We start from the raw sequence: 26,456 nt of genomic DNA on the forward strand, positions 1-26,456 counted from the left end.
CGCCATCGCCATCGTGGACAATCTCCTGAAGCAGTTCGCGCAATCCTCGCAGCTCAACGGAGGCAATGCCTCCTACGTCGAAGACCTGTACGAGCAGTACCTCGTCGCCCCGGACAGCGTGGGCCCCAAGTGGAAGGCCTACTTCGATGGCTTCAAGGGCCATGAAGCCGGTGACGTACCGCATTCGGTCGTCATCCAGCAGATCACCGACGCCGCCCGCCAGGCCGCCAACAACGGCCACGTCGTGGCCGCTGGCGGCGACGAACGCGAGCGCAACGTCGGCCGCCTGATCACGGCTTACCGTTCCCGTGGCCACCTGGGGGCGCAGATCGACCCGCTGGGCCTGACCCCGCCGGTCAACCCGCCGGATCTGGAGCTGTCCTTCCACGACCTGTCCGACAAGGACCTGGACAACGAGTTCAGCACCGGCAACGTCGGTGGCCATGCGCGGATGAAGCTGCGCGACCTGCTGGCCCGCCTGAAGGCGGCCTACACCGGCCCGATCGGTGTGGAGTTCATGCACATCCCGGAAGTCGAGCAGCGCCAGTGGCTGTACCAGCGCCTGGAGACGGCCGGCGGCCAGTTCGGACTGTCCGAAGACGCCAAGCGCCGCACGCTCGAACGCCTGACCGCTGCCGAGGGCCTGGAGCGCTACCTGCACACCAAGTACGTCGGCCAGAAGCGCTTCTCGCTTGAAGGCGGCGATGCGCTCATCCCGCTGCTGGACACGATGATCCGCAGTGCCGGCGAAGGCGGCGTCAAGGACATCGTCGTGGGCATGGCCCACCGCGGCCGCCTCAACGTGCTGGTGAACACGCTGGGCAAGAGCCCGCGCAAGCTGTTCGACGAGTTCGAGGGCAAGTTCGAGCACGACAACAGCCTCGCCCATGCCGGCGACGTGAAGTACCACATGGGTTTCTCCGCCGACATCGCCACACCGGGCGGCCCGGTCCACCTGGCGCTGGCGTTCAACCCGTCGCACCTGGAAATCGTGGATCCGGTCGTAGCCGGTAGCGTGCGCTCGCGCCAGGAGCGCCGCACCGACGCCGCGCGCCAGACCGTGCTGCCGATCATCATGCACGGCGACGCCGCGTTCGCCGGCCAGGGCGTGGTGATGGAGCTGTTCCAGATGTCGCAGGCGCGCGGTTTCGCCGTCGGCGGCACGCTGCACATCGTCATCAACAACCAGATCGGCTTCACCACCAGCAACAAGGAAGACTCGCGTTCCACGCTGTATTGCACGGACGTGGCCAAGATGGTCGGCGCGCCGGTGTTCCATGTGAACGGCGACGATCCGGAAGCCGTGGTGTTCGTGGCCAAGATGGCCTACGACTTCCGCCAGCAGTTCAAGAAAGACGTCGTGATCGACCTGGTGTGCTACCGCCGCCACGGCCACAACGAAGCCGATGAGCCGGCCGCGACCCAACCGGTCATGTACCAGACCATCCGCAAGCACGCGACCACGCGCGAGATGTATGCCGCCAAGCTGGAAGGCGCGGGCATCATCCCGGCCGAAGGCGGCAAGGCGCTGGCCGACGAGTACCGCAACAAGCTGGATTCCGGTGAGTACACCACCGAACTCGCCAAGCAGAAGGGCGATGAACTGGCGATCGACTGGTCGCGCTACCTGTCCGGCAAGCTCAGCGACCCGGTCGACACCAAGGTGAAGCGCAAGTCGCTGGATTCGCTGGCGAAGATCATCACGACGATCCCGGCCGGCGTGGCACTGCACCCGCGCGTGGCGAAGATCTACGAAGACCGCGTGAAGATGGCCGCTGGCGCACAGGCCGCCGACTGGGGCTTCGCCGAAAACCTCGCCTACGCCACGCTGCTGGCCGAAGGCAACGGCCTGCGCCTGGTCGGCCAGGACGCGGGACGCGGCACGTTCTTCCACCGCCACGCGATCCTCCACGACCAGAAGACCGACAGCTACTACCTGCCGCTGCGCCAGCTGGTGGAACAGCCCGAGCAGGCCACCATCATCGACTCGCTGCTGAGCGAAGAAGCGGTGATGGCGTTCGAGTACGGCTTCTCCACCACCGACCCCAACACCCTGTGCATCTGGGAAGCGCAGTTCGGCGACTTCGCCAACGGCGCGCAGGTGGTGATCGACCAGTTCATCGCCGCGGGCGAAGCCAAGTGGGGCCGCATCAGCGGCCTGACCCTGCTGCTGCCGCACGGTTACGAAGGCCAGGGCCCCGAGCACAGCTCGGCACGCCTGGAGCGCTTCCTGCAGCTGTGCGCGCTGGAGAACATGCTGGTCTGCGTGCCCACCACGCCGGCCCAGGCGTACCACATGCTGCGCCGGCAGATGCGCATGACCACGCGCAAGCCGCTGATCGTCATGACGCCGAAATCGCTGCTGCGCCACAAGCTGGCCGTGTCCACGCTGGATGAGCTGGCCAACGGCGAGTTCCAGCACCTGATCCCGGACGCCGCCGCCGACGCCAAGAAGGTCAAACGCGTCGTCGCGTGCTCGGGCAAGGTCTACTACGACCTGCTGGAAGATGCGCAGAAGCGCGGCCAGGACGACGTGACCATCCTGCGCATCGAGCAGCTCTACCCGTTCCCGCGCGAACAGCTGGCTGCCGAGCTCAAGCGCTATGGCAAGGCCACCGAGCTCATCTGGTGCCAGGAAGAGCCCCAGAACCAGGGCGCCTGGTACCAGATCAAGCACCACCTGCAGGCCTGCCTGGCCGACAAGCAGACGCTGCACTACGCGGGCCGTCCGCGTTCGCCCTCGCCCGCTGCCGGCCATTTCGCCGAGCACGTCGAGGAGCAGCTGAAGCTGGTCGCCGATGCGCTGGTCAACAAGCTCGGCAGCGACAACGTCGCCGAGTAAGCACGTCTCCACATTCCAACGAACAACAACACCACCAGGACGCCCCATCCAATGGCCACTGAAGTCAAAGTTCCGGTTCTTCCCGAGTCCGTCTCCGACGCCACCATCGCCGCCTGGCACAAGAAGGTGGGCGATGCCGTCAAGCGCGACGAGAACCTGATGGACCTGGAAACCGACAAGGTCGTCCTGGAAGTGCCCTCGCCCGTCGACGGCGTGCTGAAGGAGATCAAGTTCAAGGAAGGCGACACGGTGACCAGCCAGCAATTGCTGGCGATCATCGAGGAAGGCGCCGTGGCAGCCGCCGCGCCGGCGCCCGCGGCTGCTGAAGCACCGAAAGCCGAAGCGGCTCCACCACCGGCCGCCAAGACCCAGCTTCAGGACCTGCCCAAGGCCGCCGCCGCCGCAAGCGGCGCTGACGCGCTGCCCCCGGGCGCACGCTTCACCGCCATCACCCAGGGCATCGATCCGGCCGCCGTGGAAGGCACCGGTCGCCGTGGCGCCGTGACCAAGGAAGACCTGGTCAATTACGCCAGCGGCAAGACCGCGGGCGTGTCCGGTGGCGCGCGTCCGGAAGAGCGCGTGCCGATGACCCGCATCCGCACCCGCATCGCCGAGCGCCTGATGCAGTCCAAGAACTCCATCGCCATGCTGACCTCGTTCAACGAAGTCAACCTGGGCAAGGTCATGGAAATGCGGAAGGAACTGCAGGACGACTTCGTGAAGGCCAACGGCATCAAGCTCGGCTTCATGAGCTTCTTCGCCAAGGCCGCCGCCAACGCGCTGCAGCGCCACCCGATCGTCAATGCGTCGGTCGACGGCAACGACATCATCTACCACGGCTACTCCGACATCTCGATCGCCGTCTCCACCGAGAAGGGCCTGGTCACCCCGGTGCTGCGCAATGTCGAGCGCATGGGCTTCGGCGACATCGAGAAGGGCATCGCCGAGTACGCCAAGAAGGCGCGCGACGGCAAGCTGGGCCTGGAAGACCTGCAGGGCGGTACGTTCACGATCACCAATGGCGGCACCTTCGGTTCGCTGATGTCCACGCCGATCGTCAACCCGCCGCAGAGCGCCATCCTGGGCATGCACGCCATCAAGGACCGCGCCATCGTCGAGAACGGCCAGGTCATCGCCGCGCCGATGATGTACATCGCCCTGTCCTACGACCACCGCATCATCGACGGCAAGGACGCGGTGCTGTTCCTGGTCGACATCAAGAACCAGTTGGAAAACCCGCACCGCATGCTCCTGGGCATGTGATCGGCGTGAGCCCCTCTCCCACCGGGAGAGGGGTTGGGGTGAGGGTCCGGCAGCCGCCGCGTCCTGCAGCATCCCCACTCCGCCGCACCCTCATCCGGCGCTTCGCGCCACCTTCTCCCGACGGGAGAAGGGAAATGCAAAGGACTTCCAAATGGCTGAACAATTCGACGTCGTCGTCATCGGTGCCGGTCCGGCCGGCTACCACGCCGCCATCCGCGCCGCGCAGCTGGGCATGAAGGTCGCCTGCATCGACGCCGCGCTGGGCAAGGACGGCAAGCCCGCGCTGGGCGGCACCTGCCTCCGCGTGGGTTGCGTGCCCTCCAAGGCGCTGCTGGATTCCTCGCGCCAGTTCTGGAACATGGGCCACCTGTTCGGCGACCACGGCATCAGCTTCAAGGACGCGAAGATCGACGTCGAAGCGATGGTCGGCCGCAAGGACAAGATCGTGAAGCAGTTCACCGGCGGCATCGCGATGCTGTTCAAGGCGAACAAGATCACCCCGTACTACGGCTTCGGCCAGCTGCAGCCCGGCAACGTGGTCAAGGTCAAGCAGCACGACGGCAGCGACGTCGAGCTCAAGGGTACCAACGTCATCATCGCCGCCGGTTCGGATTCGATCGAGCTGCCGTTCGCGAAGTTCGACAACGACACCATCGTCGACAACGTCGGCGCGCTGGACTTCACCGAAGTGCCGAAGCGCCTGGCCGTGATCGGTGCCGGCGTGATCGGCCTGGAGCTGGGCAGCGTGTGGAAGCGCCTCGGCGCCGAGGTCGTGATCCTGGAAGCGCTGCCGGAGTTCCTGGCCGCCGCCGACACCGAGATCGCCAAGGTCGCCGCCAAGGAATTCAAGAAGCAGGGCCTCGACATCCGCCTGGGCGCCAAGGTCAGCAAGACCGAGGTCGTGTCTGGCAAGGGCAGCGGCAAGAGCAAGCAGAAGGAAGTCGTGGTCACCTACAGCGACGCCGAAGGCGAGAAGACGCTGACGGTGGACAAGCTGCTGGTCGCCGTGGGCCGTAAGGCCGCAAGCAAGGGCCTGCTGGCCGACGGCACCGGCGTGAAGCTGACCGACCGCGGCCAGATCGAAGTCGACGACCACTGCCACACCGGCGTGGACGGCGTGTGGGCCGTCGGCGACTGCGTGCGCGGCCCGATGCTGGCGCACAAGGGCTTCGAGGAAGGCATCGCCGTGGCCGAACTGATCGCGGGCCTGCCGGGCCACGTCAACTTCGACACCGTGCCGTGGGTGATCTACACCGAGCCGGAAATCGCCTGGGTCGGCAAGACCGAACAGCAGCTCAAGGCCGAGGGCGTGCCGTACAAGGTCGGCACCTTCCCGTTCGCCGCCATCGCGCGCACCGTGGCGATGGGCGAACCGGCCGGCCTGGTGAAGGTCATCGCCCACGAGGAAACCGACCTGATCCTGGGCCTGCATGCCGTGGGCGTGGGCGTGTCAGAACTGGTGCACGAAGGTGTGATCGCGATGGAATTCAAGGGCTCGGCCGACGACCTGGCGCGCATCTGCCATGCGCATCCGACCTTGTCGGAAGCCATCCACGACGCCGCGATGGCCGTGCACAAGCGTTCGATCCACAAGGCCAACTGAGGCCGCACGGCAGCCGCGCATCGCGTGGCCACCGAGACGACACCGCATGCGCCAGGCGAAGCCTGGCGTTTTGCGTTTCTGACAACAGGCAACACAGGACACCGACCATGAAGAGCATCTGCGTCTACTGCGGCTCCAACGCCGGCAGCAAGCCGGCCTATACCGAACGCGCCATCGCGCTGGGCGACCGCATCGCGAAGGAAGGCATGCAACTGGTCTACGGCGGTGGCAACGTCGGCCTGATGGGCATCGTGGCCGATGCGGTACTCGCGGCCGGAGGCGACGTCATCGGCGTGATCCCCGAGCAACTCGTAGGCTGGGAAGTCGCGCACAAGGGCGTCACCCGCCTGGAAGTGGTCGCCAACATGCACGAACGCAAGAAGCGCATGTTCGACCTGTCCGACGCCTTCGTCGCCCTGCCCGGCGGCTTCGGCACGCTCGACGAAATGTTCGAGATGCTGACCTGGCGCCAGCTCGGCATCGGCGACAAGCCTTGCGCCTTCCTCGACGTGGAAGGCTTCTACACCCCGCTGATGGGCATGATCGACCGCATGGTCGAGGAACGCTTCCTGCACCCGGAACAGCGCAACGACCTGTGGCATGGCGACGATCTCGACGCGATGGTCGCCTGGATGCGCGCCTATTCGCCGGCGCAGGCGGACAAGTGGATGGATGAGAAGCGGCGAAAGTCGTTGCGTTGAGCTGTGGATCGTCGGCAGGCGAAGGAAGCGTCTTTTCGGTTGACCGCTCGCCGACAAGTCGCTGGGTCCCGGCTTTCGCCGGGATGACGGCGATGTGTTCTTCGCTCGTCATGCCTGGTGCCGGTCCACCAACGGATATGGTCGGTCAGCACAGATTCCCCAGCCGTCATCCCGGCGAAAGCCGGGACCCAGCGACTTGCGCTTGAACGTGACAAGCATTCGGGTCGATGATCAAGCGTGTCGCCGACATGGGCAAGGAGCGCCCTGTGCGCCAGCATGCCCCCTACGTCTACATCCTCGCCAGCCGCCGCAACGGAACGCTCTACATCGGCGTGACTTCCGACCTGCCTTCGCGCGTCTGGCAGCACAAGACCGATCAGGTCCCCGGCTTCACCCGGCGCTATCGCATCCACACGCTCGTCTGGTACGAAGCGCATGAGACCATGCAATCCGCGATCTCGCGCGAAAAGGCGCTGAAGGAATGGAAACGTGCGTGGAAGATCGAGCTGATCGAGGACCGGAATCCGTACTGGCGTGATCTCGATGGCGAGATCGCATGAAGCAACGTACGAAAGTCGTACGGCGTCGCCTTGGCTTTTCTTCCGTGCGCCAGCAGAATCGACGCCACTGGGTCCCGGCGTTCGCCGGGATGACGGAGCACACCATGACGTCGGCCACTTCCTTCAACGCCTTCCGCATCCACAACGATGACGCCGGTTATCGCGCCGGCATCGAGACGCTGACGCTCGACGGATTGAACCCGGGTGAAGTCGTCGTCAAGACCGCTTACTCCTCGGTCAACTACAAGGACGCGCTGGCCGGTACCGGCGAAGGCAAGATCCTGCGGCGCTTCCCGCTGGTCGGCGGTATCGACGTCGCGGGCCATGTGGTGGCCTCGACCGACCCCGCGTTCAAGGAAGGCGACGCCGTGCTCGTCACCGGCTGCGGCCTCAGCGAGACACGCGACGGCGGCTATGCCGAGTACGCACGGCTGGAAGCCAGGTGGGTCATTCCCCTGCCCGCCGGCCTGAGCCTGCGCGAAAGCATGATCCTCGGCACGGCCGGCTTCACCGCCGCACTGGCCCTGTTCCGCATGCGCGAGAACCGGCAGACGCCCGACCTGGGCCCGCTCGCCGTCACCGGCGCCACCGGCGGTGTGGGCTCACTGGCCGTGGACATCTTCAGCAAGGCCGGATTCGAGGTGCACGCGATCAGCGGCAAACCGGAGAACACCGGTTACCTGACCTCGATCGGCGCCCGCCAGGTCCTCGGACGGGACGCCCTGGCCACGACACGCCCGATGGAATCGGCGCGCTTCGGCGGCGGACTGGACAACGTGGGCGGCGCGATGCTCGCCAGCCTGCTTGCGCAGACCACGCCCTACGGCAACGTGGCGACCGCGGGGCTGGCGGCCAGCCACGACCTGCCTACCACGGTGATGCCCTTCATCATCCGCGGTGTATCGCTGCTGGGCGTGGCCTCCGCGGGCACCGCACGGGACGTTCGCGAGGCGGTCTGGGCCCATTTGGGCAGTGACTGGAAGCCGGCCCACCTGGACACCATCTGTACCCGGGAAACCACCCTGGACGGGCTGCCCGAGGTCTTCCGGACGATGCTGGCGGGCCGGTCCTTCGGCCGCACGCTCGTGCGAATGGGATGAACGGCAGTGGCGGCGCGACAGGCGTCATACCCTGGCCGCGATCCCCATTTGTCTTGTCCCAAAGTCGCTCTACAATCCTCGGCGGGGACAACTTGGGGAACTCCATGGCAAAGATTCTGATCGTCGACGATTCACCGTCGCAGTTGCTCGGCATCCAGCGCATCGTCGAAAAGCTGGGGCACGAGTCCATCACCGCCGAAGACGGCGCCGCGGGCGTGGAAGTCGCCAAGCGCGAACTGCCCGACATGGTCCTGATGGACGTGGTGATGCCCAACCTGAACGGGTTCCAGGCCACGCGGACACTCAGCCGCGAAGCCACGACCAAGCACATCCCGGTGATCCTGGTGACCACCAAGGACCAGGACACGGACCGCATGTGGGGCCTGCGCCAGGGCGCCAAGGCCTACCTGACCAAGCCGTTCTCGGAAGACGAACTGGCCGAGGTCATCGAGCGCATCTTCAACGCGCGCGAACTGCCCTCGCCGCCGTCCACCTGACGCCGCGGCCTCGCTGCATACCGAAGAGCAGGCGCGAGCCTGCTCTTCTCGTTTCAGGCCCTGTCAGCGCGGTGCGACGTATCCGCCGCGCACACCGCGGGGCGACAGCACCAGTTGCCACAACTGCGAGCGGCGGCTGCGGAACGTGGCCATCGAGGCGCTCAGGTAGAAGCGCCACATCCGGCGGAAACGCGTGTCGTAGCGCGGATCGAGATGCACCCATGCGGCTTCCACGTTGCTCCGCCACGCCTCCAGCGTGCGGTCGTAGTCGGCGCCGAAACTGTGCCAGTCCTCCAGCACGAACCTCCCTTCCATCGCATGGGTGATCTGCGCCGCGGACGGCAGCATCGAGTTGGGGAAGATGTAGCGCGCGATCCACGGGTCGGTGCGGTGCACCGAGCGGTTCGTGCCGATGCTGTGCAGCAGGAACAGGCCATCGGCGGGCAGGCAGCGGCGGACGACGTCGAAGAAGGTGGCGTAGTTCTTCACCCCGACGTGTTCGAACATGCCCAGCGAGAACGCCGCATCGAAGCGCTCGTCGAGATCGCGGTAATCCCACAGGCGGATCTCGATCGGCAGGCCCGCGCACAGCCCGCGCGCGTACTCGGCCTGCTCGGCCGAGATGGTCACGCCGACGCCGCTGACGCCGTACCGCTCGGCCGCGAACTTCAACGCCTCGCCCCAGCCACAACCGATGTCGAGCACGCGCATGCCGGGGACCAGTCGCAACTTGCGGCACACCAGGTCCAGCTTGGCCTCCTGGGCGGCGTCCAGTTCCACGGCGTCGCGCCAATAGGCGCAGCTGTAGACCAGGCGACGACCGAGCATGGCCGCGTACAGGTCGTTGCCCAGATCGTAATGGCGGCGACCGACCTCGCCGCTACGACGGCGCGACTGCAGGTTGGTCAGGCGTGCGCGCAGCGCATCGAATATCTCGCCCGGCCCATGCATGCGCTCGTCCAAGCGCGCATCCAGCAGGCGGAACAGCAGGTCGTCCAGCGCGTCCGCGTCCCACCAGCCGTCCATGTAGCTTTCACCGAGCCCCAGCGAACCCTGGCCGAGCACGCGCGCATGCACGCGGGCGTCGTTGACCCGGAAGTCCCATGGCCGGCCGCCATCGATCCGCACATCCGCTTCGGCCAACAGGGATCGCATCCTGTGCTCGAAGCGGGCGTGCGACATGGCGGACTCAGCGGGCGAACAGCCCCGCGTACTCCGGTGCGATGTGCGGAAGCAGGACCGCCGCTGGCACGTCGACGGTCTGCGTGCCGTCCGCGTACGGCCCCACCTGGTAAGGCGGGAACACGAAACGCAGGGCGGTGATGTGGCCGGCAGCGTCGAGCACCGGCACGAATTCGCTGAAGTTGCGGGGCTCGGGCTCCGTACCCTCGTCGATCATCCGCGAGGTGCTCTTGATGAGCGCGGCACGGTCCACCGGCGCCAGTTCGTCTTCGTCCGCGCGCGTGACCACGGCGGTGTGCAACTGCTCGCGCACGTAATCGCTGATGGCCTGCCAGCCCTTGGCGCCCGTCACGAGGGCCGCCGACGTGAGGCGCTGGTCCTGCTGCGGCAGCCAGACGAAACGCGCGATCAGCGGCTGGCCATGCGCGCCGCCGGTGTAGCGGCTGCCGTCGGCGGCGACCGCCACGATCTGCGGTGTATCCACCACTTGCTCGAACGCCAGCGACAGCTCATAGGGCGCCGAGGGTTTGTCGTTGCCGAAAGCCTCCACCGCCTCCATCAACTCGGCCCGCTCGGCGGCCGCGTAGTCGGCCAGCGCCTTCGCCAGACCGGGATACCGGTTCACCGACGCGGGATAGCTGATACCCACCACATAGTGGTCGGTGGTTTCGATGACGTCTTTCAACCCGACCGGCGCCGTCGTCGTGTCGGGGGTGGTCCCCGCCGCCGGAACAGCCGGGGCGTCGGCCGGCGCGCCGGACGGGGATTCGCGCTTGCAGGCCGCCAGCGAGGCGGCCGCCAGCAGGGCCAGGCAGGCCATGCGCAGGGTGTGGGGGGTCTTCCAGGGGGACACGTTCGGGCTCCTTCCGCGTGTGATGGCCGTCATTCTAGGGCGCACCACCCGTGACCTGCAGCAGGTTCACGCATCGACAAGCCCAGCGTATTCAGGATGACGCTCGACATAGGCCGCGGAATAGGAGCAAGCAGGCACCACGCGCCAACCCTGCGCTCGCGCGTGATCCAGCGCCGCCTTGACCAGGGTCGCGGCGACGCCGCGCCCGCCGATCTGGTCGGGCACCCCCGTGTGGTTGATGATCATCCGGCCGTCCCGCAGCGAATACAGCAATTCGGCCTCGTAGCCGTCCAGCAGGGTGTGGAAACGGCGGGCATCGGGGTCGTGATGCACATCCGGGGAACGCGGGTCAGCGGTCATGGGATCTCCGTGGCGGGGGGCTCATGGGCATTGTGACGCACTGCCCACCGGGGGCTGAGGCAAAACTGACGCAACACGTCACATTCATCCTTGTGAAAGGATTCAGGGCGCGCCTGAAACGTGATCGACTTCGCGAAACGAGAGTTGGCACGATTGCTGCGTGTGTAGGGCCATAGACCCGCACTTCGGAGTTCCGCCATGAGCCTGATCGAAGAATTGCCCGACGTCTCCAACGCCAGCGACTTCACGCTGCTTGAAGGCCTGTTCCAGCTCACCGTCACCGGCCACACCAGCGACTGGGAGTTCGAGCGCCTCAACAACGCGGTGTACGAGCGCTTGATGTCCGCCTACTCCAGCGCCGAGATCGGCAGCGTGCACGCCGTGCACTCGTTGATGGACTGAGCAGGAAGACGCTTCTTTCTACCGGGTGCTCCGGCGCGGCGCAGGGGTCCGCCTTCGGGTGCGACTGCCGCGCCGGAGTCCCGTCCCTCCCGCCCTCGCGGGAAGCACCTGATACATCCCACTCGTTTCGTCGAAGCCGCGGCATCACTCGCCGCGATGATCGCGCTTGCCCTGGTTGCGCCGGTCCTGCGTGCCGGCGCTGCCCTGGATGGCCTTCATCCGGCTCTCCGCGGCATGCAACTCCAGCGCCTTGCCAGCGGCCTCCGACGACACGAAACCGGCACCCTGCGTCGACCCGTGGCCGTCCTCGTCCAATTGCTGCCACGGTGCCGGCTGGCGATCGTGCTCCTGCTTCTGTTCCAGCAACGCCTTCGCTGTCGCGAGCGCCTGTTCGGGCGTGATCTTCTTCGGTACGCGTTTGCGTGCCGGTGCCTTGCGCGGTGATGTCGCGACCTTCCGCGGCTTCACGGCCGGCGTAGCGCGCGAGGCCGTGGCGGTCTTCTTCACCACCTTCTTCGCGACCTTCCTGGCCGCCGTCTTGACGACGGCTTTGCGTGCGACCTTCTTTACCGGTTTCTTCGCGGGCGCGCGTTCGGCCGCGTTCTTCCGGGGCGTCTTCTTCGCTGCCGCCTTCTTCGCGACCTGACGGACTGCGGTCTTCTTGACCGCTTTCTTCGCGGCCTTGCTGGCCACTTTCTTCGTCGTGCGGGCGGCCGTCTTCTTCACGGCTTTCTTCGTAGCTTTCTTTGTGGCTTTCTTCGCCACTTTCTTCACCGCCTTCCTGGCGGCCTTCTTGCCCGTCGCCTTGCGTGCCGTTGCCATGTGCTGCTCCACGTGGGGACATGACACGGGAATAGCATGGAGAACCTTCAGTGCAGGTGATCGCTACCGCAATGGCGACTTAACCGAAGCTGGGCCGCGACAAGGCGCCGATGAAGTGGGTCAGCACGGCCGGCTCCAGCGCGACCAGGAACAGGATGCCGTACGCCGCTCCCGCCAGATGGGCACCGTGGTTGATGTTGTCGCCGCCGCGCTTGTCCATCCAGATGCTGTACGCGATGTAGAGCACGGCGAACACGATGGCCGGCATGGGGATGAAGAACACGCCGATCATCGCCCACGGATCGATCAGGATGTACGCGAACAACACGGCGGACACCGCGCCGGACGCGCCCAGGCTGCGGTAGTTCGGGTCCTTCTGGTGCTTGAGGTAGGTGGGCAGGATCGACACCACCAGCGCCGAGAAATAGAACGCCACGAAGGTCAGGCGGCTACCGCTCAGCTGGGTGATGATCTGTTCCATCAACCGGCCGAAGAAGAACAGCGTGAGCATGTTGAACAGCAGGTGCCAGACATCGGCGTGGATGAACCCGTAGGTCACCAGCCGGTCGTACTGGCGGTGGCGGTCGATCGCCGGTGGCCAGAGGATCAATCGCATCAGCAGCGACGGCGTGCGGAACGCGATGAAACTGACCACGCAGGTGACCGCGATCAGCAGCAGGGTGATCGGTGCGCTCATCGTGTCCTCAAGCCGCGGTGCGGTAGTTGTCCTGCATCGGATAGGTACGGGCGTAGAGCGCGAACGCCAACGCGGCCACGAACGCGAAACCGGCGAAGAAGAACATCAGGAAGGCGTTCTCCGTCCAGCCTTGCCCCTGGATCCAGCCGATCACGGCCGGGTCGCGCACGCTGGCATTGGTCAACAGCACCCACAGCCCGCCGAAGGTGCTGGTCAGGTACCAGAACGCCATGATCACGCCCTTCATCGTCATCGGCGCCTGGCTGTACGCGAACTCCAGCGCCGTCGCGGATACCAGTACCTCGCCGAAGGTGAGCAGCAGGTAGGGCAGCGTCTGCCATGCGAGCGAGACCTTCTCGCCATCGTCCATCTGCAACTGCAGCAGGCCGGCCACGATCCAGGACAGCGCCGAGATCGCGATGCCCCACCCCATGCGCCGCAACGCGGTGACGTTGAACCCCATGCGGCGCAGCGCCGGGTACAGCACCAGGTTGTTGAACGGGATCAGCAGCATGACCATCAGCGGGTTGAGCGACTGCATCTGCGCGGCGGCCGCGGAGATCTGCTTGGTGTACTCCTCGGTGCCCATCAGCGCGGTGGGCGGCTGGATCAGGAAGCTCGGCCACCACCATGCGTCGCCTGGCACGAACATCGCACGCCCCTGGATCACCCAGGTCGAAGCCTTCTGGTCGAACAACGACCAGAACGGCGTGACCAGCGCGAACACGATCAGGATGCGAAGCACCGAACGCACGCCTTCGATGGCAGCATCCGGATGCAGCCCGCGCGCGCGCTCGAGCTGCAGCGACGCGCCGAACCCGACGCCCGCGATCACCGCGCCCAACGCCAGGCACGCCGTAATCACGAATCCCCATGCCTCGGGCCATGCCGCGACCCCGGCGAACTTCAGCGCCCACAGCGCCAGCATCACCACGGCGCCGATCACGCCGACGGCCGCGACCAGCGTGCCGATGCCCACCCCTTTGCCCAGCAACGCGCTGCGCACGATGTTGAGGAAGGAGTCCGGATCGGTTCCGCGCGACGGCGGCACGTTGACGTACTTCTTGCGTCCTGCCCAGAAGATCAGCGTCGCGATGAACATCAGGATGCCCGGGATACCGAAGGCCCACGCCGGGCCCCAGTTGCGCAGCACCAGCGGCATGAGCAGCGAGGCGAAGAACGAACCGAAATTGATGATCCAGTAGAAGGCATCGAAGACGACCTTCGCCTTGCTCTTGTTCGTCTGGTCGAACTGGTCGCCGCAGAAAGTCACCACCAGCGGCTTGATGCCCCCCGAGCCCAGTGCGATGAGGAACAGTCCGGTGTAGAAGCCGGTCGCATGGCTCTCGAACATGGCCAGGCACGCGTGGCCGGCGCAGTAGATCAGCGAGAACCACAGAACGGTGTTGTACTTGCCGAAATAGCGGTCCGACAGCCAGCCGCCCAGCAGCGGAAAGAAATACACGCCGATCACGAAGCTGTGGAACAGGTCCTTCGCCGCGCCTTCGCGCGCCGCCTGGTCCGGCAGGTAGGCCAGCAGCACCGAACTGATCAGGAACGGCACCAGGATGTTGCGCATCCCGTAGAAGCTGAACCGCTCGCACGCCTCGTTGCCGATGATGTAGGGAATCTGGCGGGGCATGCGACCCGGGCTGGCTTCTGCGCTCGTGCTCATCCGATCTTCCGGTGAAAAAGTCCCGGAAGGTTACCGTATTGGCCCGCGGCGGGTCGAACCTCCAGACCTGCCTTCGCCCGTGCAACAGGGACTGGGACTGACCGCGATTGCGGGGCATCATGCGCCCTGCCCTGTTCAGGATACGACCATGCTGCGACCGTTCTGCACCACGCTGCTGCTGGCCCTCATGCCGCTCGCAAACGCCCAGCCCGCCCTGACCACGGTGTCCGAACGCTCTGGATTCATCGACACCGGCCGGTACGACGAAGTGATCGCCCTCTGCGATGCCTTCGCACGGCAATACCCCAAGGCCGTGCGATGCACCACGTTCGGCACCACGCCGGAGGGCCGGCCGATGAAGGCATTGGTCGCCTCCACCAGCGGTGCGCTCACGCCGGAACAGGCGCAGCGCCGCCAGTTGCCCGTCGTGCTGGTACAGGGCGGCATCCACGCCGGTGAGATCGATGGCAAGGATGCCGGCTTCCTCGCGCTGCGCGAGGTGCTGGAAGGAAAAGCCGCCGCAGGCGCGCTCGACAAGCTGGTCTGGGTGTTCGTGCCGGTGTTCAACGTCGATGGCCACGAGCGCTTCGGCGCCTGGAACCGGCCCAACCAGCGCGGCCCCCGGGAAATGGGCTGGCGCACCACCGCGCAGAACTACAACCTCAACCGCGACTACGTGAAGGCCGACACGCCGGAGATGCAGGCCATGCTGCAGCTGGTGCAGCGCTGGGACCCGATCGTCGCCGTGGACCTGCATGCCACCAACGGCGCGCAGTTCGAGCACGACATCTCCATCCAGGTCGAACCCGTGCATGCCGGCGATGCCGGATTGCGCAAAGCGGGCCTCGCACTGCGTAGCAGCGTGATCGACGATCTCGCCAAGCAGGGTTCGCTGCCGCTGCCCTACTATCCCTCCTTCGTCGTGCAGGACGACCCCACGTCCGGCTTCGAGGACGGCGTGCCGCCGCCGCGCTTCTCGCACGGCTACTTCTTGCTGCGCAACCGCATCGGCATGCTGGTGGAAACGCACTCGTGGAAGGAGTATCCGGTACGCGTGCGGATCACCCGCAACACCGTCGTCTCGGTGCTGGAGCACGTCGCACGCGACGGTGCCTCCTGGCTGGCCGCGGCGAAACAGGCCGATGCGTCCGCCACGCAGCTGGCCGGTACCGCCGAGCCGCTGGCCTGGGTGGCGGCACCGACGTCGCGCACGGTCGACTTCCGCGGCTATGCCTACACGCGCACGAAATCCGAGGTGTCCGGCGCGCTGATGACGCACTACGACGAGACCACGCCCCAGGTCTGGAAAGTACCGCTGAAGGACGACATCCGTCCCGGCCTCGTCGTGGAAGCGCCGCGTGGCGGCTACCTGGTCCCCGCAGCGGACGCCGCGTGGGTCGCGGCCGTGCTGAAGACGCACGGCGTGGCGTACCGCCTGCTCGGCAAGCCGTGGCAGGGCGACGCGCAAGTGTTCCGCGCGACGAAGAGCAGCTTCGGTGGCACCTCCGTGGAAACGCACCAGCGCCTGGCCGTCGAGGGCGACTGGACGCGCGAACAGCGCACCACGCCGACCGGTGCGTTGTTCGTCCCGATCGCACAAGCCAAGGCACGCCTGGTGATGGCGCTACTGGAGCCGAAAGCCCCGGACTCGCTGCTTGCGTGGGGCCGTTTCAACAACGCGTTCGAGCGCAAGGAGTACATGGAGGACTACGTGGCCGAGAGCGTGGCGCGCGAGATGCTCCGCGACCCTGCGGTGAAGGCCGAGTTCGAGCGGCGGCTGCGCGAAGACAAGGCCTTCGCCAACGATCCCACTGCGCGCCTGGAGTTCTTCTACCGCCGCCACCCTTCCTGGGACGAGCGCTACCAGCTGTACCCGGTGTTGCGGGTGGATGCGGCGCCTTGAGCCCGCTCAGCTTCCTGTAGGAGCGACGTCAGTCGCGACCCTACAAATGCCATGTCCGTGGCAATGAGCAAGACCGTTGGCGTCATGACGCTGCAGGTGTGCGGTCGCGACTGACGTCGCTCCTACAGAAGAGCGATAACGCGACTTCACCCCAACCGCATCACCCCATAACGCGGCGCCGCGTTGCCGCACGTCGTCTCGGTGAGCGGCGCCCCCATTCCGGCGAGTACAGCGCGCTGCTCGGGCAAGGGCGTGCGCAGCGTGCGATCCTCGAACGCGGCCAGCCTGGCGAACGCCGGCAGCGCAAGCGCGCGATCGAGAAAGGCCGCCACGCGCGGCCACCGCTGCGCGTCCACCTGGTATTTCACGAACACGGCATTGCGGAAGAAGCTGGCGATGCTGATGTCGGCGATCGACAGGTCACCGAAGATCCAGCCCGCTTCCGGCAATCGCGCTTCCAGGTAGTCCAGTGCGACCGGCAACTCTTCCTCGCGCGCCTTGCGGAAAACCTCCTCGTCCGTTCCTTCGTTGAACAGGAAGCGGCGCACGCCTTTCTGGAAGAACATCCGCCAGATCACCACGTCGCCGAGGTAGGAATCCGCGTACTCCTCCAGCCAGCGCGCCTTCGCGCGCTCCACCGGATCGGCCGGATACAGCGACGGCGACGGGAAGCGGTCCTGCAGGTATTCGCAGATCACGGTCGAATCGTTGAGCACCAGATCGCCATCGATCAGCACCGGGATGCGGCGCAGCGGGCTGAGTTTGCTGAAGTCCTCGTCGCCCACGAACGGGGCGATGGGGTCGATGCGGTAAGCAATGCCCTTCAGCTCCAGGCAGACCAGCACTTTCCGCACGTACGGCGAGATGTAGTTGCCGATGATCGTCAGCGCTTCCGCCATGTCGCTGCTCCGTTGGGGTCGCACGCAGCGTGCGCACTCTCCGCAGCCGGGTCAACCCAGGGCGGTGTCCAGCGCCATCATCAGGCAGAAGCCGATAGCCAGGCCCCATGAGGCAATCGCGCCGTGGCCGTGGCGATTGGACTCCGGGATCACGCTATGCCCCACCGCGATCAGCATCGCGCCTGCCGCGAAAGCCAGGCCCCACGGCAGCAGCATCGAGGACAGGCCCACGGCCCACGCGCTGGGCACGGCCGCCAGCGGTTCGGCCACGCCAGACAGGGCCCCGATGAAAACCGCCTTGCTGCGCGCCATGCCGGCCGTCGCCAGCACGAGCGCCACCACCAGGCCTTCGGGCACGTCCTGCAACGCGATGCCCATGGCGAGTCCTTCCGCGCCACTCAACCGACCGCCCGCCGGCACACCGACCGCCATGCCCTCGGGCACGTTGTGCAGCACGATCGCCAGGACGAACAGCATGACCCGCGACGGCACCAGATGCCGCTGCGCATCCAGGGGATCGTCGACCAGCACGCGATCCATCACCAGCAGCACGCCCGCGCCGAGCAGCACACCACCGCTGACCAGCGCCGCGGCGCCCCACGGCGAGTAACCCGCGCCGGTGGCCGCCTCCAGGCCCGGCAGCACCAGCGAGAATGCAGTGGCGGCCAGCATTACGCCGGCACCGAATCCCAGCAGGCCATCGGAGACACGCTGTGGAATCGCCCGGACGATCAGCACCGGCAGCGCCCCCAGCGCGGTTGCCAGGGCGCACAATGCGCCGCCTCGCACGGCCTGCCGCACGCCCCCCGCGGAGGGATCGGCGGACATGCCGACCACGCACCAGAGCGCGACCGCGATGATCGCGGCCACGGCCAGCAGATACGGCCAGGACGTCTGCGTGCGGGTATGGGCGAACGGCTGCAGGACGCGGTTCATGCCGGGGTCTCCGGGGCGCGATGCGTTTCGTCGTGTCGCGGCATCGTAGCGCCGCCCCGCTCGCCGCTGTCATCGCAAAACTGAATCGGTGCGATGGACGCGCTCAATCTCCGGCGTGGCTCATCCGCGCCGCTCGTACTTCCAGTTCCGGGTCTTGCCCTCCGCCAGCCAGGCGATGGCCTGTTCTAGCCGGCGCGCCCGCGTCTCCGCGCGCTTGGCTTCGGTGATCCACTCGATGTAGTCGCGGCGTGCGCTGGGGCTGAAGCCATCGAACGTCGTCTTCGCAGCGGCGTTGCCGGCCAGCGCATCGCGCAGGTCGGCGGGCACGCGAAGGGTCGGCCGGGCCGCCCGTTCGGTGCGCTGCGTCCCGGGTTTCCCGCCCGCATCGATCAGAGCCATCGCCTTGCGGACGAGCGCGATCAAGGTGCGCTTGGCGGGAAAGTCGCGGACGGTCGTCATCTTGCCGAAGCTGCCCATGCCGGTCCGCTCGCCGGTGTCCATCACCTGCGCGTGCTGCCAGAAACCGAACGACGCATGCTGCTTGAAGGCCGCCATGCCGCACAGGATGCGCCCTCCGTACTGGAACGTCGGCATGCCCCACTTCACCGTTTCCTCCACCTGTGGGCACGCCTCGTGCACAACGGCGCGCGCATGCATCAGGATCGGTTGGGCGAAGTCGGCGGCCTTGGCGATGTAGGCGTCCACGCGCGGATCGGTCGTCGGCATGTCGGGCTTTCCGAGGGGCTGGCGCACTGTAGCGCGGCCCACGGCCTGCCCGCATTGACGAACCATTACACGACGGATGGCTATGCTGGGCCACCTCGAACGCGGGAGCGCCCTCGATGATCCGTCCCCTGCTGGCCGTCGCCTGTCTGTCGCTGGCGGCGTGCACGCCGCGCCCCAACACCCATCCGGGCTCACCGACGCCTGCGGCCGACACGCCGCACCCGACTGCCACCCTCGAAGGCCGCGCCACCTACCTGGAACGGATCGCGGCGCCGCCCGGCGCACGCCTGAGCGTGCAGTTGGTCGACGCGCAGTTGGCCGATACTCCGGCGGCCGTTGTCGCCAGCCAGGAATTCACCGACCTGTCCGGCTCGCCGTATGCCTTCTCGCTGACCTACGACCCGGCGAAGCTCCGGCCCAACGGCCAGTACGGCCTGCATGCCGGCCTGCGCGATGCGCAAGGGAAGCTGTGGTTCGTCACCGATACCCGCGTGCCGGTCACGCTGGGCACGTCGTCCCCGGTGGAATTCCGCATGGTGCGCGCCGGTGGCGACCCGGTCCCGCCGACCGGCTCCCCTTGGGATCAGGCGAAGGCGCGTGGCATCGTCTTCCGCGGTATCGGCACCGAGCCCGGCTGGCTGGTCGAAGTGGGCAGCGGCCCCACCCCGCCGCTGCATGCGGAACTCGATTACGGTGAGCGCGAGGTCGATGTGGCGCAGCTGGATCGCATTCCGGATGGCTACCGCGGCAAGACCGCCGACCAGGCCAGCGTATCGCTGACCACCCGGCGCGAGGCCTGCAGCGACGGCATGAGCGATACCGAATACCCTGTTTCCATGACCCTGGTTGTCGGCGAACAGACCTATCGCGGCTGCGGCCGCTTCCTCAACGAATGAGCCCCCGATGAGCCGACGCTCCCGCCGCCGCCAATCTTCCGGCCTGCGCCTTCCCCTGCTCGCTTTCGTCGCGCTGCTCCTGATCGGTGCCGGCGCCTGGTGGTGGTCGCAGCGCGATGACGCACCCGACGCACCGGCCGTCGTCGCCACGCAGGAAGCCGGCGATCCGCAACGGATCAACGAAACACTCTCGCTGCCACCGGTCGAGGACACGCGGCCGGGCGGCCTCGCCGGACAGGTACCGACGGTCGAACCGGAACCCGCGCGTGCGGCCACGGTGCCGGCGACGGATGCGCTGCCCGCCTTCCTCCCACCCGAGGCGCGCGCCACGCTGACCCTCATCCAGCAGGGTGGCCCTTTCCCGCACCGGCAGGATGGCGCCGTCTTCCAGAACCGGGAAGGCCGCCTGCCGCGCCAGGCACGCGGGTACTACCACGAGTACACGGTGGATACGCCGGGCCTCGATCATCGTGGTACGCGTCGCATCGTCACCGGCGGGAACCCGCCGAGCGAGTACTACTACACCGACGACCACTACGACAGCTTCCGCCGGTTCGAAATCGGCCAGGGCAGCGTCCCATGAGCGACTCCGGCTTCGATCCCGGCCTGACCGATCCCGCGCACGCCGGCGTGTTCTTCGTCACCGAGGACGATCTTGGCGCGCTTGCCGCCGTGGGGCGCGATGCCGGCCTGCTCGCGCGCCGCGTCGATCTTTCCGGCTGCGATGGCAAGGCCGCGCTGCTGCTGCGCATCGCCACGGTGTTGGACTTCCCCGATACCTCGGGTCGCAACTGGGATGCGCTGTCCGACAGCCTGCGGGATCTCTCCTGGCTGCCCGCGCCCGGCTATGTGCTGCTGTTCGAGGAAGCCCATGCGCTGCGCGAGCGCAACGAAGACGATTTCGACACCCTGCTCGACATCCTGGATGAAGCTTCCCAGGCATGGGCCGCCGACGAGGTGCCGTTCTGGGCCTTCATCGCGTTGCCGGAAGAGGATTTCCCGGACCTGCAGTAACCACCGGCGAGGCGGGCGCCGATCTGCGAAAATGGCGCATGCACGATTTCTCCCATCTCCCGCTGTCGCCCGGCCTGCAGCAGGGCGTCGACGCCCTCGGCTACACCCAGCCGACCCCCATCCAGGCGCAGAGCCTGCCCGCCATCCTCGACGGCCGCGACGTCATCGCGCAGGCCCCCACCGGCAGCGGCAAGACAGCCGCGTTCGGTATCGGCCTGTTGCATCGGCTGGACCTGGCCACCGTGCGCACCCAGGCGCTGGTGCTGTGCCCGACGCGTGAACTCGCGGACCAGGTCGCGCAACAGGTGCGCAAACTGGCGGTGGGCCTACCGAACCTCAAGGTACTGACCCTGTGCGGCGGGCTGCCGCTGGAACCGCAGATCCGTTCGCTGGAAGCGCACGACCCGCACGTGGTGGTCGGCACGCCGGGCCGCATCCAGGAACTGCTGCGGAAGAAAGTGCTGCACCTGGGCGGCATTCGCACGCTGGTGCTGGACGAGGCGGACCGCATGCTGGACATGGGATTCGAAGAACCCATCCGCGAAATCACCGGCAAGACCCCGAAGGACCGACAGAGCCTGCTGTTCTCCGCCACCTTCACCGACGCCATCCGCGCGATCGCCCGCAATACGCTGCGCGACCCTCTGGAAGTGACGGTGGATGCACCGCAGGAACAGGCCGCGATCGAGCAACGCTTCGTGCAGGTCGAACCGGCACGCAAGCAGATCGCGCTGGCCGGGCTGATCGCGCAGCAGCGCGTGGAAACCTGCGTGGTGTTCTGCAACATGCGCAAGGATGTCGACGAAGTCGCCGGTTCGCTGCAGCACTTCGGCTTCTCCGCCCTCGCGCTGCACGGCGACATGGAGCAACGCGACCGCGACGAAGTGCTGGTGCGTTTCGCCAACCGCAGCTGCAACGTGCTGGTGGCCAGCGACGTGGCCGCGCGCGGACTGGACATCGAGGACCTGGGCCTGGTGGTCAATTTCGACATGCCCAGCGATGCCGACACCTACATCCACCGCATCGGCCGTACCGGCCGCGCCGGCCGCGAAGGCCTGGCGATCAGTCTCTGCACGCCGCGCGAACTGCCGCGCGCGACGATGCTGGAGGAGCGCCTCGGCGCGCCGTTGCTGTGGGACCGCAATGTGCCGACCGCCCCCAAGGCGCATGCCGCGCCGCCGGCGGCGATGACCACGTTGCGGATCGACGCCGGCAAGACCGACAAATTGCGTCCGGGCGATGTGCTTGGTGCGCTGACCGGCGACGCGGGGCTGTCCGCGGCGGCCATCGGCAAGATCAACGTTTTCCCCACCCGCACCTATGTGGCGGTCGCGCGCGACAAGGCGGGCGCGGCACTGGCGCGGCTCAACGCGGGCAAGATCAAGGGCCGCAGCTTCCGCGTGCGCAAACTCTGACGCTTTGGTGATGTGGGAGCGACGTCAGTCGCTATCACCGGTCGGGAAACGATGCGGGTGCGTCGTCGCGACTGACGTCGCTCGCACAGCAGCAAGACCGCACAAACAAAAACGCCGGCGCTTGCGCACCGGCGTTTTCTTGAACCGTAGGGTTCAGGGCTGGATTACAGCGCCTGCACCTGGTCGGCCTGCATGCCCTTCTGGCCCTGCACGGCGACGAAGGTGACCTGCTGGCCTTCCTTCAGCGACTTGAAGCCATTGCCCTGGATCGAGCGGAAGTGCACGAACAGGTCGGGGCCGCTCTGCGGGGTGATGAAGCCGAAGCCCTTGGCGTCGTTGAACCACTTGACGGTGCCGGTCTGACGATCAGACATCTTTACTAACTCCTGAAACATGGATGAAAGGACCACGATTCCAGCATTGGCTGGAACGGGACTGGGTTTGCAGGCGTTGGTAAAGCGGGAAGATGTAGCAGATGTATCTACCGCATCAGGCTCACGATTCACGGTGACCCTGGCAAGCACAGTGCCGCGCACTCTACCGGGGTTTGGTTGCAAAAGCGAATAACTTTCACGCCGAACCTGAACAGGGCGCCGGCACCCGTCCCTGTAACCGGTTGCAGCCGCCCCGGCGGCGCCGGGCATGCGGCGTATCATGGCGCCCCTTTTGCCCGAACCCCGCCATGGCGCTCAAAGCCACCGTCGTCAAAGCCGAACTGCAGGTCAGTGACATGGACCGCCATTACTACGGCGGCCACACCCTCACCCTGGCGCAGCATCCGTCGGAGACCGACCAGCGGCTGATGGTCCGCCTGGTCGCCTTCGCCCTGTTCGCGGATGAGCGGCTGGAATTCGGCCGCGGCCTGAGCACCGATGACGAACCCGACCTCTGGCGCAAGGACTACACCGGCGACATCACCCAGTGGATCGACCTGGGCCAGCCCGACGAATCCCGTATCCGCAAGGCCTGCGGGCGGGCCAACGAAGTCATCGTGGTGAATTACAGCGGCCGCGCGGCCGATGTGTGGTGGGAGAAGAATGCCAGCGCCCTGGCCCGCCACGCCCACCTCACCGTCATCGACCTCCCCTTTCCCGCGGTCGAGACCCTGGAAACATGGATGGGCCGCACCATGCGCTTCAACGTGATGATCCAGGACGGCGAACTGCACTGGATGGGAGACGAGGGGACGCTGGATCTTCGCCCCGTGGTGCGCCAGGCCGGCACCGCGCGCGGGCGCTGACGTGCTGCCCACCCACGACGTGCTGGTCATCGGCGGCGGTGCCGCCGGGCTGATGACCGCCCTCACCGCCGGCCAGCGCGGCCTGCGCGTGCTGGTGGTCGAGCACGCCAACAAGGTGGGCAAGAAGATCCTGATGTCCGGCGGCGGGCGCTGCAATTTCACCAACACCGGCACCACGCCAGCCAACTTCCTATCCGCCAACCCGCATTTCTGCAAGTCGGCGCTCGCCCGCTACACGCCCGCCGATTTCATCGAGATGGTCGAGCGGCACCGAGTCGCCTACCACGAGAAGGAACTCGGGCAGCTGTTCTGCGATGTCTCTTCCAAGCTGATCGTGAAGATGCTGGTGGACGAGTGCCTGGCCGCCGGCGTCCGCATCGAGACGGATTGCCGTGTGGAACGCATCGAACAGGCCGACGGCGTGTTCCGCGTGGACACCTCGCTGGGCCGCTTCGCCGCACCGTCGCTGGTCGTCGCCACCGGCGGGTTGTCGATCCCGAGCATGGGCGCCACCGGATTCGGCTACGAGCTGGCCAAGCGGTTCGGCCACGACGTGCTTCCCACCCGCGCGGGGCTGGTGCCGCTGACGCTCACCGGCAAGCACCAGGAGCGCCTGGCCGACCTGAGCGGCGTGTCCTTCCCGGTGGAAGCACGCTGCGGCAAGGCCCGCTTCCGCAACTTCGTGCTGCTGACCCATCGTGGGGTCAGTGGCCCGTCGATCCTGCAGATTTCCTCCTACTGGCAGCCCGGCGACGACCTGCGCCTGGACCTGTTGCCCGACCACGATGCGCTGGACTGGCTGCTGGCACAGCAGAAGCAGCGGCCCGACGCCGAACTGAAGACGGTCCTGTCCGACGTGCTGCCGCGCCGCTTCGCGCAGCGCCTGTGCGAACTGTGGCTGCCCAACCGGCCGATGAAGCAGTTCAACGCGCCGCAGCTGAAGGAGGCCGCCACGCTGCTCGCCGACTGGCCGCTGGTCGCCAGCGGTACCGAGGGCTACCGCACGGCGGAAGTGACGCTGGGCGGCGTGGATACCGATGGCGTGTCCAGCAGCACGATGATGTCGAAGCAGGTGGCCGGCCTGTTCTTCGTTGGCGAAGTGCTCGACGTCACCGGCTGGCTGGGCGGCTACAACTTCCAGTGGGCCTGGGCCTCGGGCTACGCCGCCGGCATGGCGGTCTGACGCACTGCGGCGTTCCCGTCCGCGCCTGCCTTGCTACTCTTTGGAAACCGGTGTCATTCCAGGGTTTCCATGGGTTCTTCCGACTTCGCCCCACCGCGCCGCCGCTTCCTGATCCAGTCCGCCGGCACGTCCATGCTCGTCGCCCTGGCGACGGCGCTACCCGTCGGCACCCGGGCGACGCGAGGCGCTCCCGTCGCCACGACGCGCAGCGGTCGCATCGCCGGTCGGACCGAACGTGGCATCCATGTGTTCCGGGGCGTGGCCTACGGCGCGGATACCTCGACACGCCGCTTCCAGCGCGCTTCCCGCGAGCTGGCATGGACCGGCGTGCGCGATGCGACCCGCCACGGCGCCTCCGCCCCGCAGCGCGGTGACGCCGACGGTCAGCCGATCAGCGAAGACTGCCTGTTCCTCAACATCCACACGCCAGCACTGCGGGACGGGCGGAAGCGCCCGATCCTTTTCTACATTCATGGCGGTGGCTACAACAACGGCTCCGGCTCGCATCCGCTCTACGACGGCGTGAACCTGTGTCGTCGCGGCGATGTCGTCGTGGTTACCGTCAACCACCGGCTCAACGCATTCGGCTATCTCTACCTGGGCGAGAGCGGCGACGAACGCCTGCGCGATGCCGGCAACGCGGGCCAGCTGGACCTGATCGATGCGCTGCACTGGGTACGCGAGCATGCACACGAATTCGGTGGCGATGCCGGCAACGTCACCGTGTTCGGCCAGTCCGGCGGCGGCGCCAAGATCGCCACCCTGATGGCGATGCCGGAGGCCGACGGCCTGTTCCACAAAGCGATGACGATGAGCGGCCAGCAGGTCACCGCCGCCGGTCCGCGCGCCGCGGCGCAGCGCACGGCGCTGTTCCTCGCCGAGCTGGGGTTGGGTCCGGGCGACACCGACGCGCTGCTGGCGATGCCGATGGCGCGCCTGCTGGAGGCGACGCGCATGCGCGATCCATCGCGCGTGGAGAACACGTCGCTCTACTTCGGCCCCGTGCTGGATACGCACAACCTCCCGCGGCATCCGTTCTACCCCGATGCGCCTGCGCAGTCGGCCCGCATCCCGATGATCATCGGTAACACGCGGGACGAAACCCGCGCATTCCTGGGCAACGACGAGGCGAACTTCGCCCTGACGTGGGACGCGCTGCCGCAGAAGCTGCGCGAACAGCAATACGTGGATCTGTCCCCGGACGTGGTCATCGCGGAGTACCGCCGGCTGTATCCGGACTACACGCCATCGGAGGTGTTCTTCGCCGCCACCACGGCCGGCCGCTCCTGGCGCGGCGCCGTCATCGAGGCCGAAGCGCGTGCGTTGCAGGGCGCGCCCGCCTGGGTCTACCAGCTGGACTGGCGCTCGCCCGCCGAGGGCGGCCGCTTGCGTGCCTTCCACACGCTGGACATTCCGCTGGTCTTCGACAACGTCGCGGCAGAGGGATCGAAAACCGGCGACGACGCGCGCGCCCACGCGATGGCCTCGCGCATGAGCGAGGCCCTGATCGCCCTCGCCCGCCACGGCGACCCCAACCACGCCGGCCTGCCGGCCTGGTCGCCGTACACGCTGCCGCAGCGGCAGACGATGATCTTCGACGACGCTTCGCGGTTGCAGGACGACCCGCGCGGCGGGGAGCGGCGACTCTACGAACAGGTGCCGTTCGTGCAGCGCGGCACCTTCTGAG

The 26,456-nt window shown here is 67.0% G+C and carries 25 protein-coding genes and 1 pseudogene; 16 read left to right on the forward strand and 10 right to left on the reverse strand.

All coding sequences use genetic code 11. From position 1 onward, the window contains the following. Nucleotides 1-13: 13 nt before the first annotated feature. From ASD72_RS13015 to pilH, 7 genes are all read left to right on the forward strand, one after another. The gene (locus tag ASD72_RS13015) at nucleotides 14-2,842 is read left to right on the forward strand and encodes a 2-oxoglutarate dehydrogenase E1 component (RefSeq protein WP_056880382.1); all 2,829 of its coding nucleotides are present in this window, start codon (nucleotides 14-16) and stop codon (nucleotides 2,840-2,842) included. Nucleotides 2,843-2,893: 51 nt separating this feature from the next. Beyond that, nucleotides 2,894-4,105 carry a dihydrolipoyllysine-residue succinyltransferase gene (gene sucB / locus ASD72_RS13020; RefSeq protein ID WP_056880383.1) on the forward strand — a complete coding sequence of 404 codons (1,212 nt, stop codon included), beginning with the start codon at nucleotides 2,894-2,896 and terminating at the stop codon, nucleotides 4,103-4,105. Between the two features lie 151 nt (nucleotides 4,106-4,256). Continuing rightward, nucleotides 4,257-5,708, forward strand: coding sequence for a dihydrolipoyl dehydrogenase (gene lpdA / locus ASD72_RS13025; RefSeq protein ID WP_056880384.1), 1,452 nt, complete (start codon nucleotides 4,257-4,259; stop codon nucleotides 5,706-5,708). A 107-nt stretch (nucleotides 5,709-5,815) separates the two neighbouring features. After that, entirely contained in the window at nucleotides 5,816-6,409 is a 594-nt protein-coding gene (locus ASD72_RS13030) for a TIGR00730 family Rossman fold protein (protein WP_056880385.1), read from the forward strand. Nucleotides 6,410-6,675: 266 nt separating this feature from the next. Beyond that, a complete protein-coding gene (locus ASD72_RS13035) occupies nucleotides 6,676-6,969 on the forward strand; it encodes a GIY-YIG nuclease family protein (protein WP_056880695.1) in 294 nt (97 codons plus the stop codon). Between the two features lie 104 nt (nucleotides 6,970-7,073). Beyond that, nucleotides 7,074-8,069 (forward strand): YhdH/YhfP family quinone oxidoreductase, encoded by a 996-nt coding sequence (locus tag ASD72_RS13040; protein WP_056880696.1) that lies wholly within the window; start codon nucleotides 7,074-7,076, stop codon nucleotides 8,067-8,069. Between the two features lie 104 nt (nucleotides 8,070-8,173). Continuing rightward, on the forward strand, nucleotides 8,174-8,566 hold the full coding sequence (pilH, locus tag ASD72_RS13045; RefSeq protein WP_056880386.1) for a twitching motility response regulator PilH: 393 nt from the start codon (nucleotides 8,174-8,176) through the stop codon (nucleotides 8,564-8,566). Between the two features lie 63 nt (nucleotides 8,567-8,629). Here pilH and cfa read toward each other — a convergent pair whose 3' ends face one another. The 3 genes from cfa to ASD72_RS13060 form a co-directional block, all read right to left on the reverse strand. Further along, a complete protein-coding gene (cfa, locus tag ASD72_RS13050; protein ID WP_056880387.1) occupies nucleotides 8,630-9,748 on the reverse strand; it encodes a cyclopropane fatty acyl phospholipid synthase in 1,119 nt (372 codons plus the stop codon). A gap of 7 nt (nucleotides 9,749-9,755) precedes the next feature. After that, a complete protein-coding gene (locus ASD72_RS13055) occupies nucleotides 9,756-10,568 on the reverse strand; it encodes a DUF3298 and DUF4163 domain-containing protein (RefSeq protein ID WP_056880388.1) in 813 nt (270 codons plus the stop codon). 99 nt (nucleotides 10,569-10,667) lie between these two features. Next, nucleotides 10,668-10,961 carry a GNAT family N-acetyltransferase gene (locus ASD72_RS13060; protein ID WP_056880389.1) on the reverse strand — a complete coding sequence of 98 codons (294 nt, stop codon included), beginning with the start codon at nucleotides 10,959-10,961 and terminating at the stop codon, nucleotides 10,668-10,670. A gap of 198 nt (nucleotides 10,962-11,159) precedes the next feature. Here ASD72_RS13060 and ASD72_RS13065 point away from each other — a divergent pair, with 198 nt between their 5' ends. Continuing rightward, nucleotides 11,160-11,363: a hypothetical protein gene (locus tag ASD72_RS13065; RefSeq protein ID WP_056880390.1), complete on the forward strand. Its 204-nt coding sequence runs from the start codon at nucleotides 11,160-11,162 to the stop codon at nucleotides 11,361-11,363. A 144-nt stretch (nucleotides 11,364-11,507) separates the two neighbouring features. On the opposite strand, the gene ASD72_RS21330 is transcribed toward ASD72_RS13065, so the two are convergent. From ASD72_RS21330 to ASD72_RS13080, 3 genes are all read right to left on the reverse strand, one after another. Continuing rightward, nucleotides 11,508-12,185 carry a hypothetical protein gene (locus ASD72_RS21330; protein ID WP_200948895.1) on the reverse strand — a complete coding sequence of 226 codons (678 nt, stop codon included), beginning with the start codon at nucleotides 12,183-12,185 and terminating at the stop codon, nucleotides 11,508-11,510. Between the two features lie 79 nt (nucleotides 12,186-12,264). Next, nucleotides 12,265-12,882 (reverse strand): rhomboid family intramembrane serine protease, encoded by a 618-nt coding sequence (locus ASD72_RS13075; protein ID WP_056880391.1) that lies wholly within the window; start codon nucleotides 12,880-12,882, stop codon nucleotides 12,265-12,267. A gap of 7 nt (nucleotides 12,883-12,889) precedes the next feature. Continuing rightward, entirely contained in the window at nucleotides 12,890-14,557 is a 1,668-nt protein-coding gene (locus ASD72_RS13080; RefSeq protein WP_056880392.1) for an MFS transporter, read from the reverse strand. 214 nt (nucleotides 14,558-14,771) lie between these two features. On the opposite strand from ASD72_RS13080, the pseudogene ASD72_RS13085 reads away from it, so the two are divergent. Continuing rightward, nucleotides 14,772-16,460: pseudogene (locus ASD72_RS13085) on the forward strand (M14 family metallopeptidase); the annotation flags it as partial. Between the two features lie 146 nt (nucleotides 16,461-16,606). On the opposite strand, the gene ASD72_RS13090 reads toward ASD72_RS13085, so the two are convergent. The 3 genes from ASD72_RS13090 to ASD72_RS13100 form a co-directional block, all read right to left on the reverse strand. Continuing rightward, the gene (locus ASD72_RS13090; protein WP_056880394.1) at nucleotides 16,607-17,359 is read right to left on the reverse strand and encodes a glutathione S-transferase family protein; all 753 of its coding nucleotides are present in this window, start codon (nucleotides 17,357-17,359) and stop codon (nucleotides 16,607-16,609) included. Nucleotides 17,360-17,410: 51 nt separating this feature from the next. Next, a complete protein-coding gene (locus ASD72_RS13095; protein ID WP_056880395.1) occupies nucleotides 17,411-18,295 on the reverse strand; it encodes a ZIP family metal transporter in 885 nt (294 codons plus the stop codon). A gap of 120 nt (nucleotides 18,296-18,415) precedes the next feature. Next, nucleotides 18,416-19,021 carry a YdeI/OmpD-associated family protein gene (locus tag ASD72_RS13100; protein ID WP_056880396.1) on the reverse strand — a complete coding sequence of 202 codons (606 nt, stop codon included), beginning with the start codon at nucleotides 19,019-19,021 and terminating at the stop codon, nucleotides 18,416-18,418. A gap of 116 nt (nucleotides 19,022-19,137) precedes the next feature. On the opposite strand from ASD72_RS13100, the gene ASD72_RS13105 reads away from it, so the two are divergent. Genes ASD72_RS13105 through dbpA form a run of 4 tightly spaced genes read left to right on the forward strand, consistent with a single transcriptional unit; the run spans nucleotide 19,138 to nucleotide 22,346 of the window. After that, the gene (locus ASD72_RS13105) at nucleotides 19,138-19,917 is read left to right on the forward strand and encodes a YbaY family lipoprotein (RefSeq protein WP_056880397.1); all 780 of its coding nucleotides are present in this window, start codon (nucleotides 19,138-19,140) and stop codon (nucleotides 19,915-19,917) included. A 43-nt stretch (nucleotides 19,918-19,960) separates the two neighbouring features. Continuing rightward, nucleotides 19,961-20,500: a ribonuclease domain-containing protein gene (locus tag ASD72_RS20645; RefSeq protein WP_235578020.1), complete on the forward strand. Its 540-nt coding sequence runs from the start codon at nucleotides 19,961-19,963 to the stop codon at nucleotides 20,498-20,500. Continuing rightward, complete coding sequence (locus ASD72_RS13115) at nucleotides 20,497-20,931, forward strand: barstar family protein (protein WP_056880398.1); 435 nt, start codon at nucleotides 20,497-20,499, stop codon at nucleotides 20,929-20,931. Before ASD72_RS20645 ends, ASD72_RS13115 begins: the two co-directional genes overlap by 4 nt. Nucleotides 20,932-20,969: 38 nt before the next feature. Continuing rightward, nucleotides 20,970-22,346, forward strand: coding sequence for an ATP-dependent RNA helicase DbpA (gene dbpA, locus ASD72_RS13120; protein ID WP_056880399.1), 1,377 nt, complete (start codon nucleotides 20,970-20,972; stop codon nucleotides 22,344-22,346). A 164-nt stretch (nucleotides 22,347-22,510) separates the two neighbouring features. Here dbpA and ASD72_RS13125 read toward each other — a convergent pair whose 3' ends face one another. Then, nucleotides 22,511-22,720 carry a cold-shock protein gene (locus ASD72_RS13125; RefSeq protein ID WP_056880400.1) on the reverse strand — a complete coding sequence of 70 codons (210 nt, stop codon included), beginning with the start codon at nucleotides 22,718-22,720 and terminating at the stop codon, nucleotides 22,511-22,513. 308 nt (nucleotides 22,721-23,028) lie between these two features. Here ASD72_RS13125 and ASD72_RS13130 point away from each other — a divergent pair, with 308 nt between their 5' ends. From ASD72_RS13130 to ASD72_RS13140, 3 genes are all read left to right on the forward strand, one after another. Then, nucleotides 23,029-23,586: a YaeQ family protein gene (locus tag ASD72_RS13130; RefSeq protein WP_056880401.1), complete on the forward strand. Its 558-nt coding sequence runs from the start codon at nucleotides 23,029-23,031 to the stop codon at nucleotides 23,584-23,586. A gap of 1 nt (nucleotide 23,587) precedes the next feature. Then, nucleotides 23,588-24,769 (forward strand): NAD(P)/FAD-dependent oxidoreductase, encoded by a 1,182-nt coding sequence (locus ASD72_RS13135; RefSeq protein WP_255357654.1) that lies wholly within the window; start codon nucleotides 23,588-23,590, stop codon nucleotides 24,767-24,769. Nucleotides 24,770-24,838: 69 nt separating this feature from the next. Continuing rightward, nucleotides 24,839-26,455: a carboxylesterase/lipase family protein gene (locus ASD72_RS13140; protein ID WP_056880403.1), complete on the forward strand. Its 1,617-nt coding sequence runs from the start codon at nucleotides 24,839-24,841 to the stop codon at nucleotides 26,453-26,455. Nucleotide 26,456: the final 1 nt, after the last annotated feature.

This window comes from Pseudoxanthomonas sp. Root630 (assembly GCF_001427585.1).
Taxonomy (GTDB): Bacteria; Pseudomonadota; Gammaproteobacteria; order Xanthomonadales; family Xanthomonadaceae; genus Pseudoxanthomonas_A.

What these genes read in the sequence shown, in the direction of transcription:
- sucB (WP_056880383.1), top strand. Translation starts at nt 2,894, where the DNA reads ATGGCCACTGAAGTCAAAGTTCCGGTTCTTCCCGAGTCCGTCTCCGAC.
- lpdA (WP_056880384.1), top strand. Translation starts at nt 4,257, where the DNA reads ATGGCTGAACAATTCGACGTCGTCGTCATCGGTGCCGGTCCGGCCGGC.
- ASD72_RS13030 (WP_056880385.1), top strand. Translation starts at nt 5,816, where the DNA reads ATGAAGAGCATCTGCGTCTACTGCGGCTCCAACGCCGGCAGCAAGCCG.
- ASD72_RS13040 (WP_056880696.1), top strand. Translation starts at nt 7,074, where the DNA reads ATGACGTCGGCCACTTCCTTCAACGCCTTCCGCATCCACAACGATGAC.
- pilH (WP_056880386.1), top strand. Translation starts at nt 8,174, where the DNA reads ATGGCAAAGATTCTGATCGTCGACGATTCACCGTCGCAGTTGCTCGGC.
- cfa (WP_056880387.1), bottom strand. Translation starts at nt 9,748, where the DNA reads ATGTCGCACGCCCGCTTCGAGCACAGGATGCGATCCCTGTTGGCCGAA.
- ASD72_RS13055 (WP_056880388.1), bottom strand. Translation starts at nt 10,568, where the DNA reads ATGGCCTGCCTGGCCCTGCTGGCGGCCGCCTCGCTGGCGGCCTGCAAG.
- ASD72_RS13060 (WP_056880389.1), bottom strand. Translation starts at nt 10,961, where the DNA reads ATGACCGCTGACCCGCGTTCCCCGGATGTGCATCACGACCCCGATGCC.
- ASD72_RS13065 (WP_056880390.1), top strand. Translation starts at nt 11,160, where the DNA reads ATGAGCCTGATCGAAGAATTGCCCGACGTCTCCAACGCCAGCGACTTC.
- ASD72_RS21330 (WP_200948895.1), bottom strand. Translation starts at nt 12,185, where the DNA reads ATGGCAACGGCACGCAAGGCGACGGGCAAGAAGGCCGCCAGGAAGGCG.
- ASD72_RS13075 (WP_056880391.1), bottom strand. Translation starts at nt 12,882, where the DNA reads ATGAGCGCACCGATCACCCTGCTGCTGATCGCGGTCACCTGCGTGGTC.
- ASD72_RS13080 (WP_056880392.1), bottom strand. Translation starts at nt 14,557, where the DNA reads ATGAGCACGAGCGCAGAAGCCAGCCCGGGTCGCATGCCCCGCCAGATT.
- ASD72_RS13090 (WP_056880394.1), bottom strand. Translation starts at nt 17,359, where the DNA reads ATGGCGGAAGCGCTGACGATCATCGGCAACTACATCTCGCCGTACGTG.
- ASD72_RS13095 (WP_056880395.1), bottom strand. Translation starts at nt 18,295, where the DNA reads ATGAACCGCGTCCTGCAGCCGTTCGCCCATACCCGCACGCAGACGTCC.
- ASD72_RS13100 (WP_056880396.1), bottom strand. Translation starts at nt 19,021, where the DNA reads ATGCCGACGACCGATCCGCGCGTGGACGCCTACATCGCCAAGGCCGCC.
- ASD72_RS13105 (WP_056880397.1), top strand. Translation starts at nt 19,138, where the DNA reads ATGATCCGTCCCCTGCTGGCCGTCGCCTGTCTGTCGCTGGCGGCGTGC.
- ASD72_RS13115 (WP_056880398.1), top strand. Translation starts at nt 20,497, where the DNA reads ATGAGCGACTCCGGCTTCGATCCCGGCCTGACCGATCCCGCGCACGCC.
- dbpA (WP_056880399.1), top strand. Translation starts at nt 20,970, where the DNA reads ATGCACGATTTCTCCCATCTCCCGCTGTCGCCCGGCCTGCAGCAGGGC.
- ASD72_RS13125 (WP_056880400.1), bottom strand. Translation starts at nt 22,720, where the DNA reads ATGTCTGATCGTCAGACCGGCACCGTCAAGTGGTTCAACGACGCCAAG.
- ASD72_RS13130 (WP_056880401.1), top strand. Translation starts at nt 23,029, where the DNA reads ATGGCGCTCAAAGCCACCGTCGTCAAAGCCGAACTGCAGGTCAGTGAC.
- ASD72_RS13140 (WP_056880403.1), top strand. Translation starts at nt 24,839, where the DNA reads ATGGGTTCTTCCGACTTCGCCCCACCGCGCCGCCGCTTCCTGATCCAG.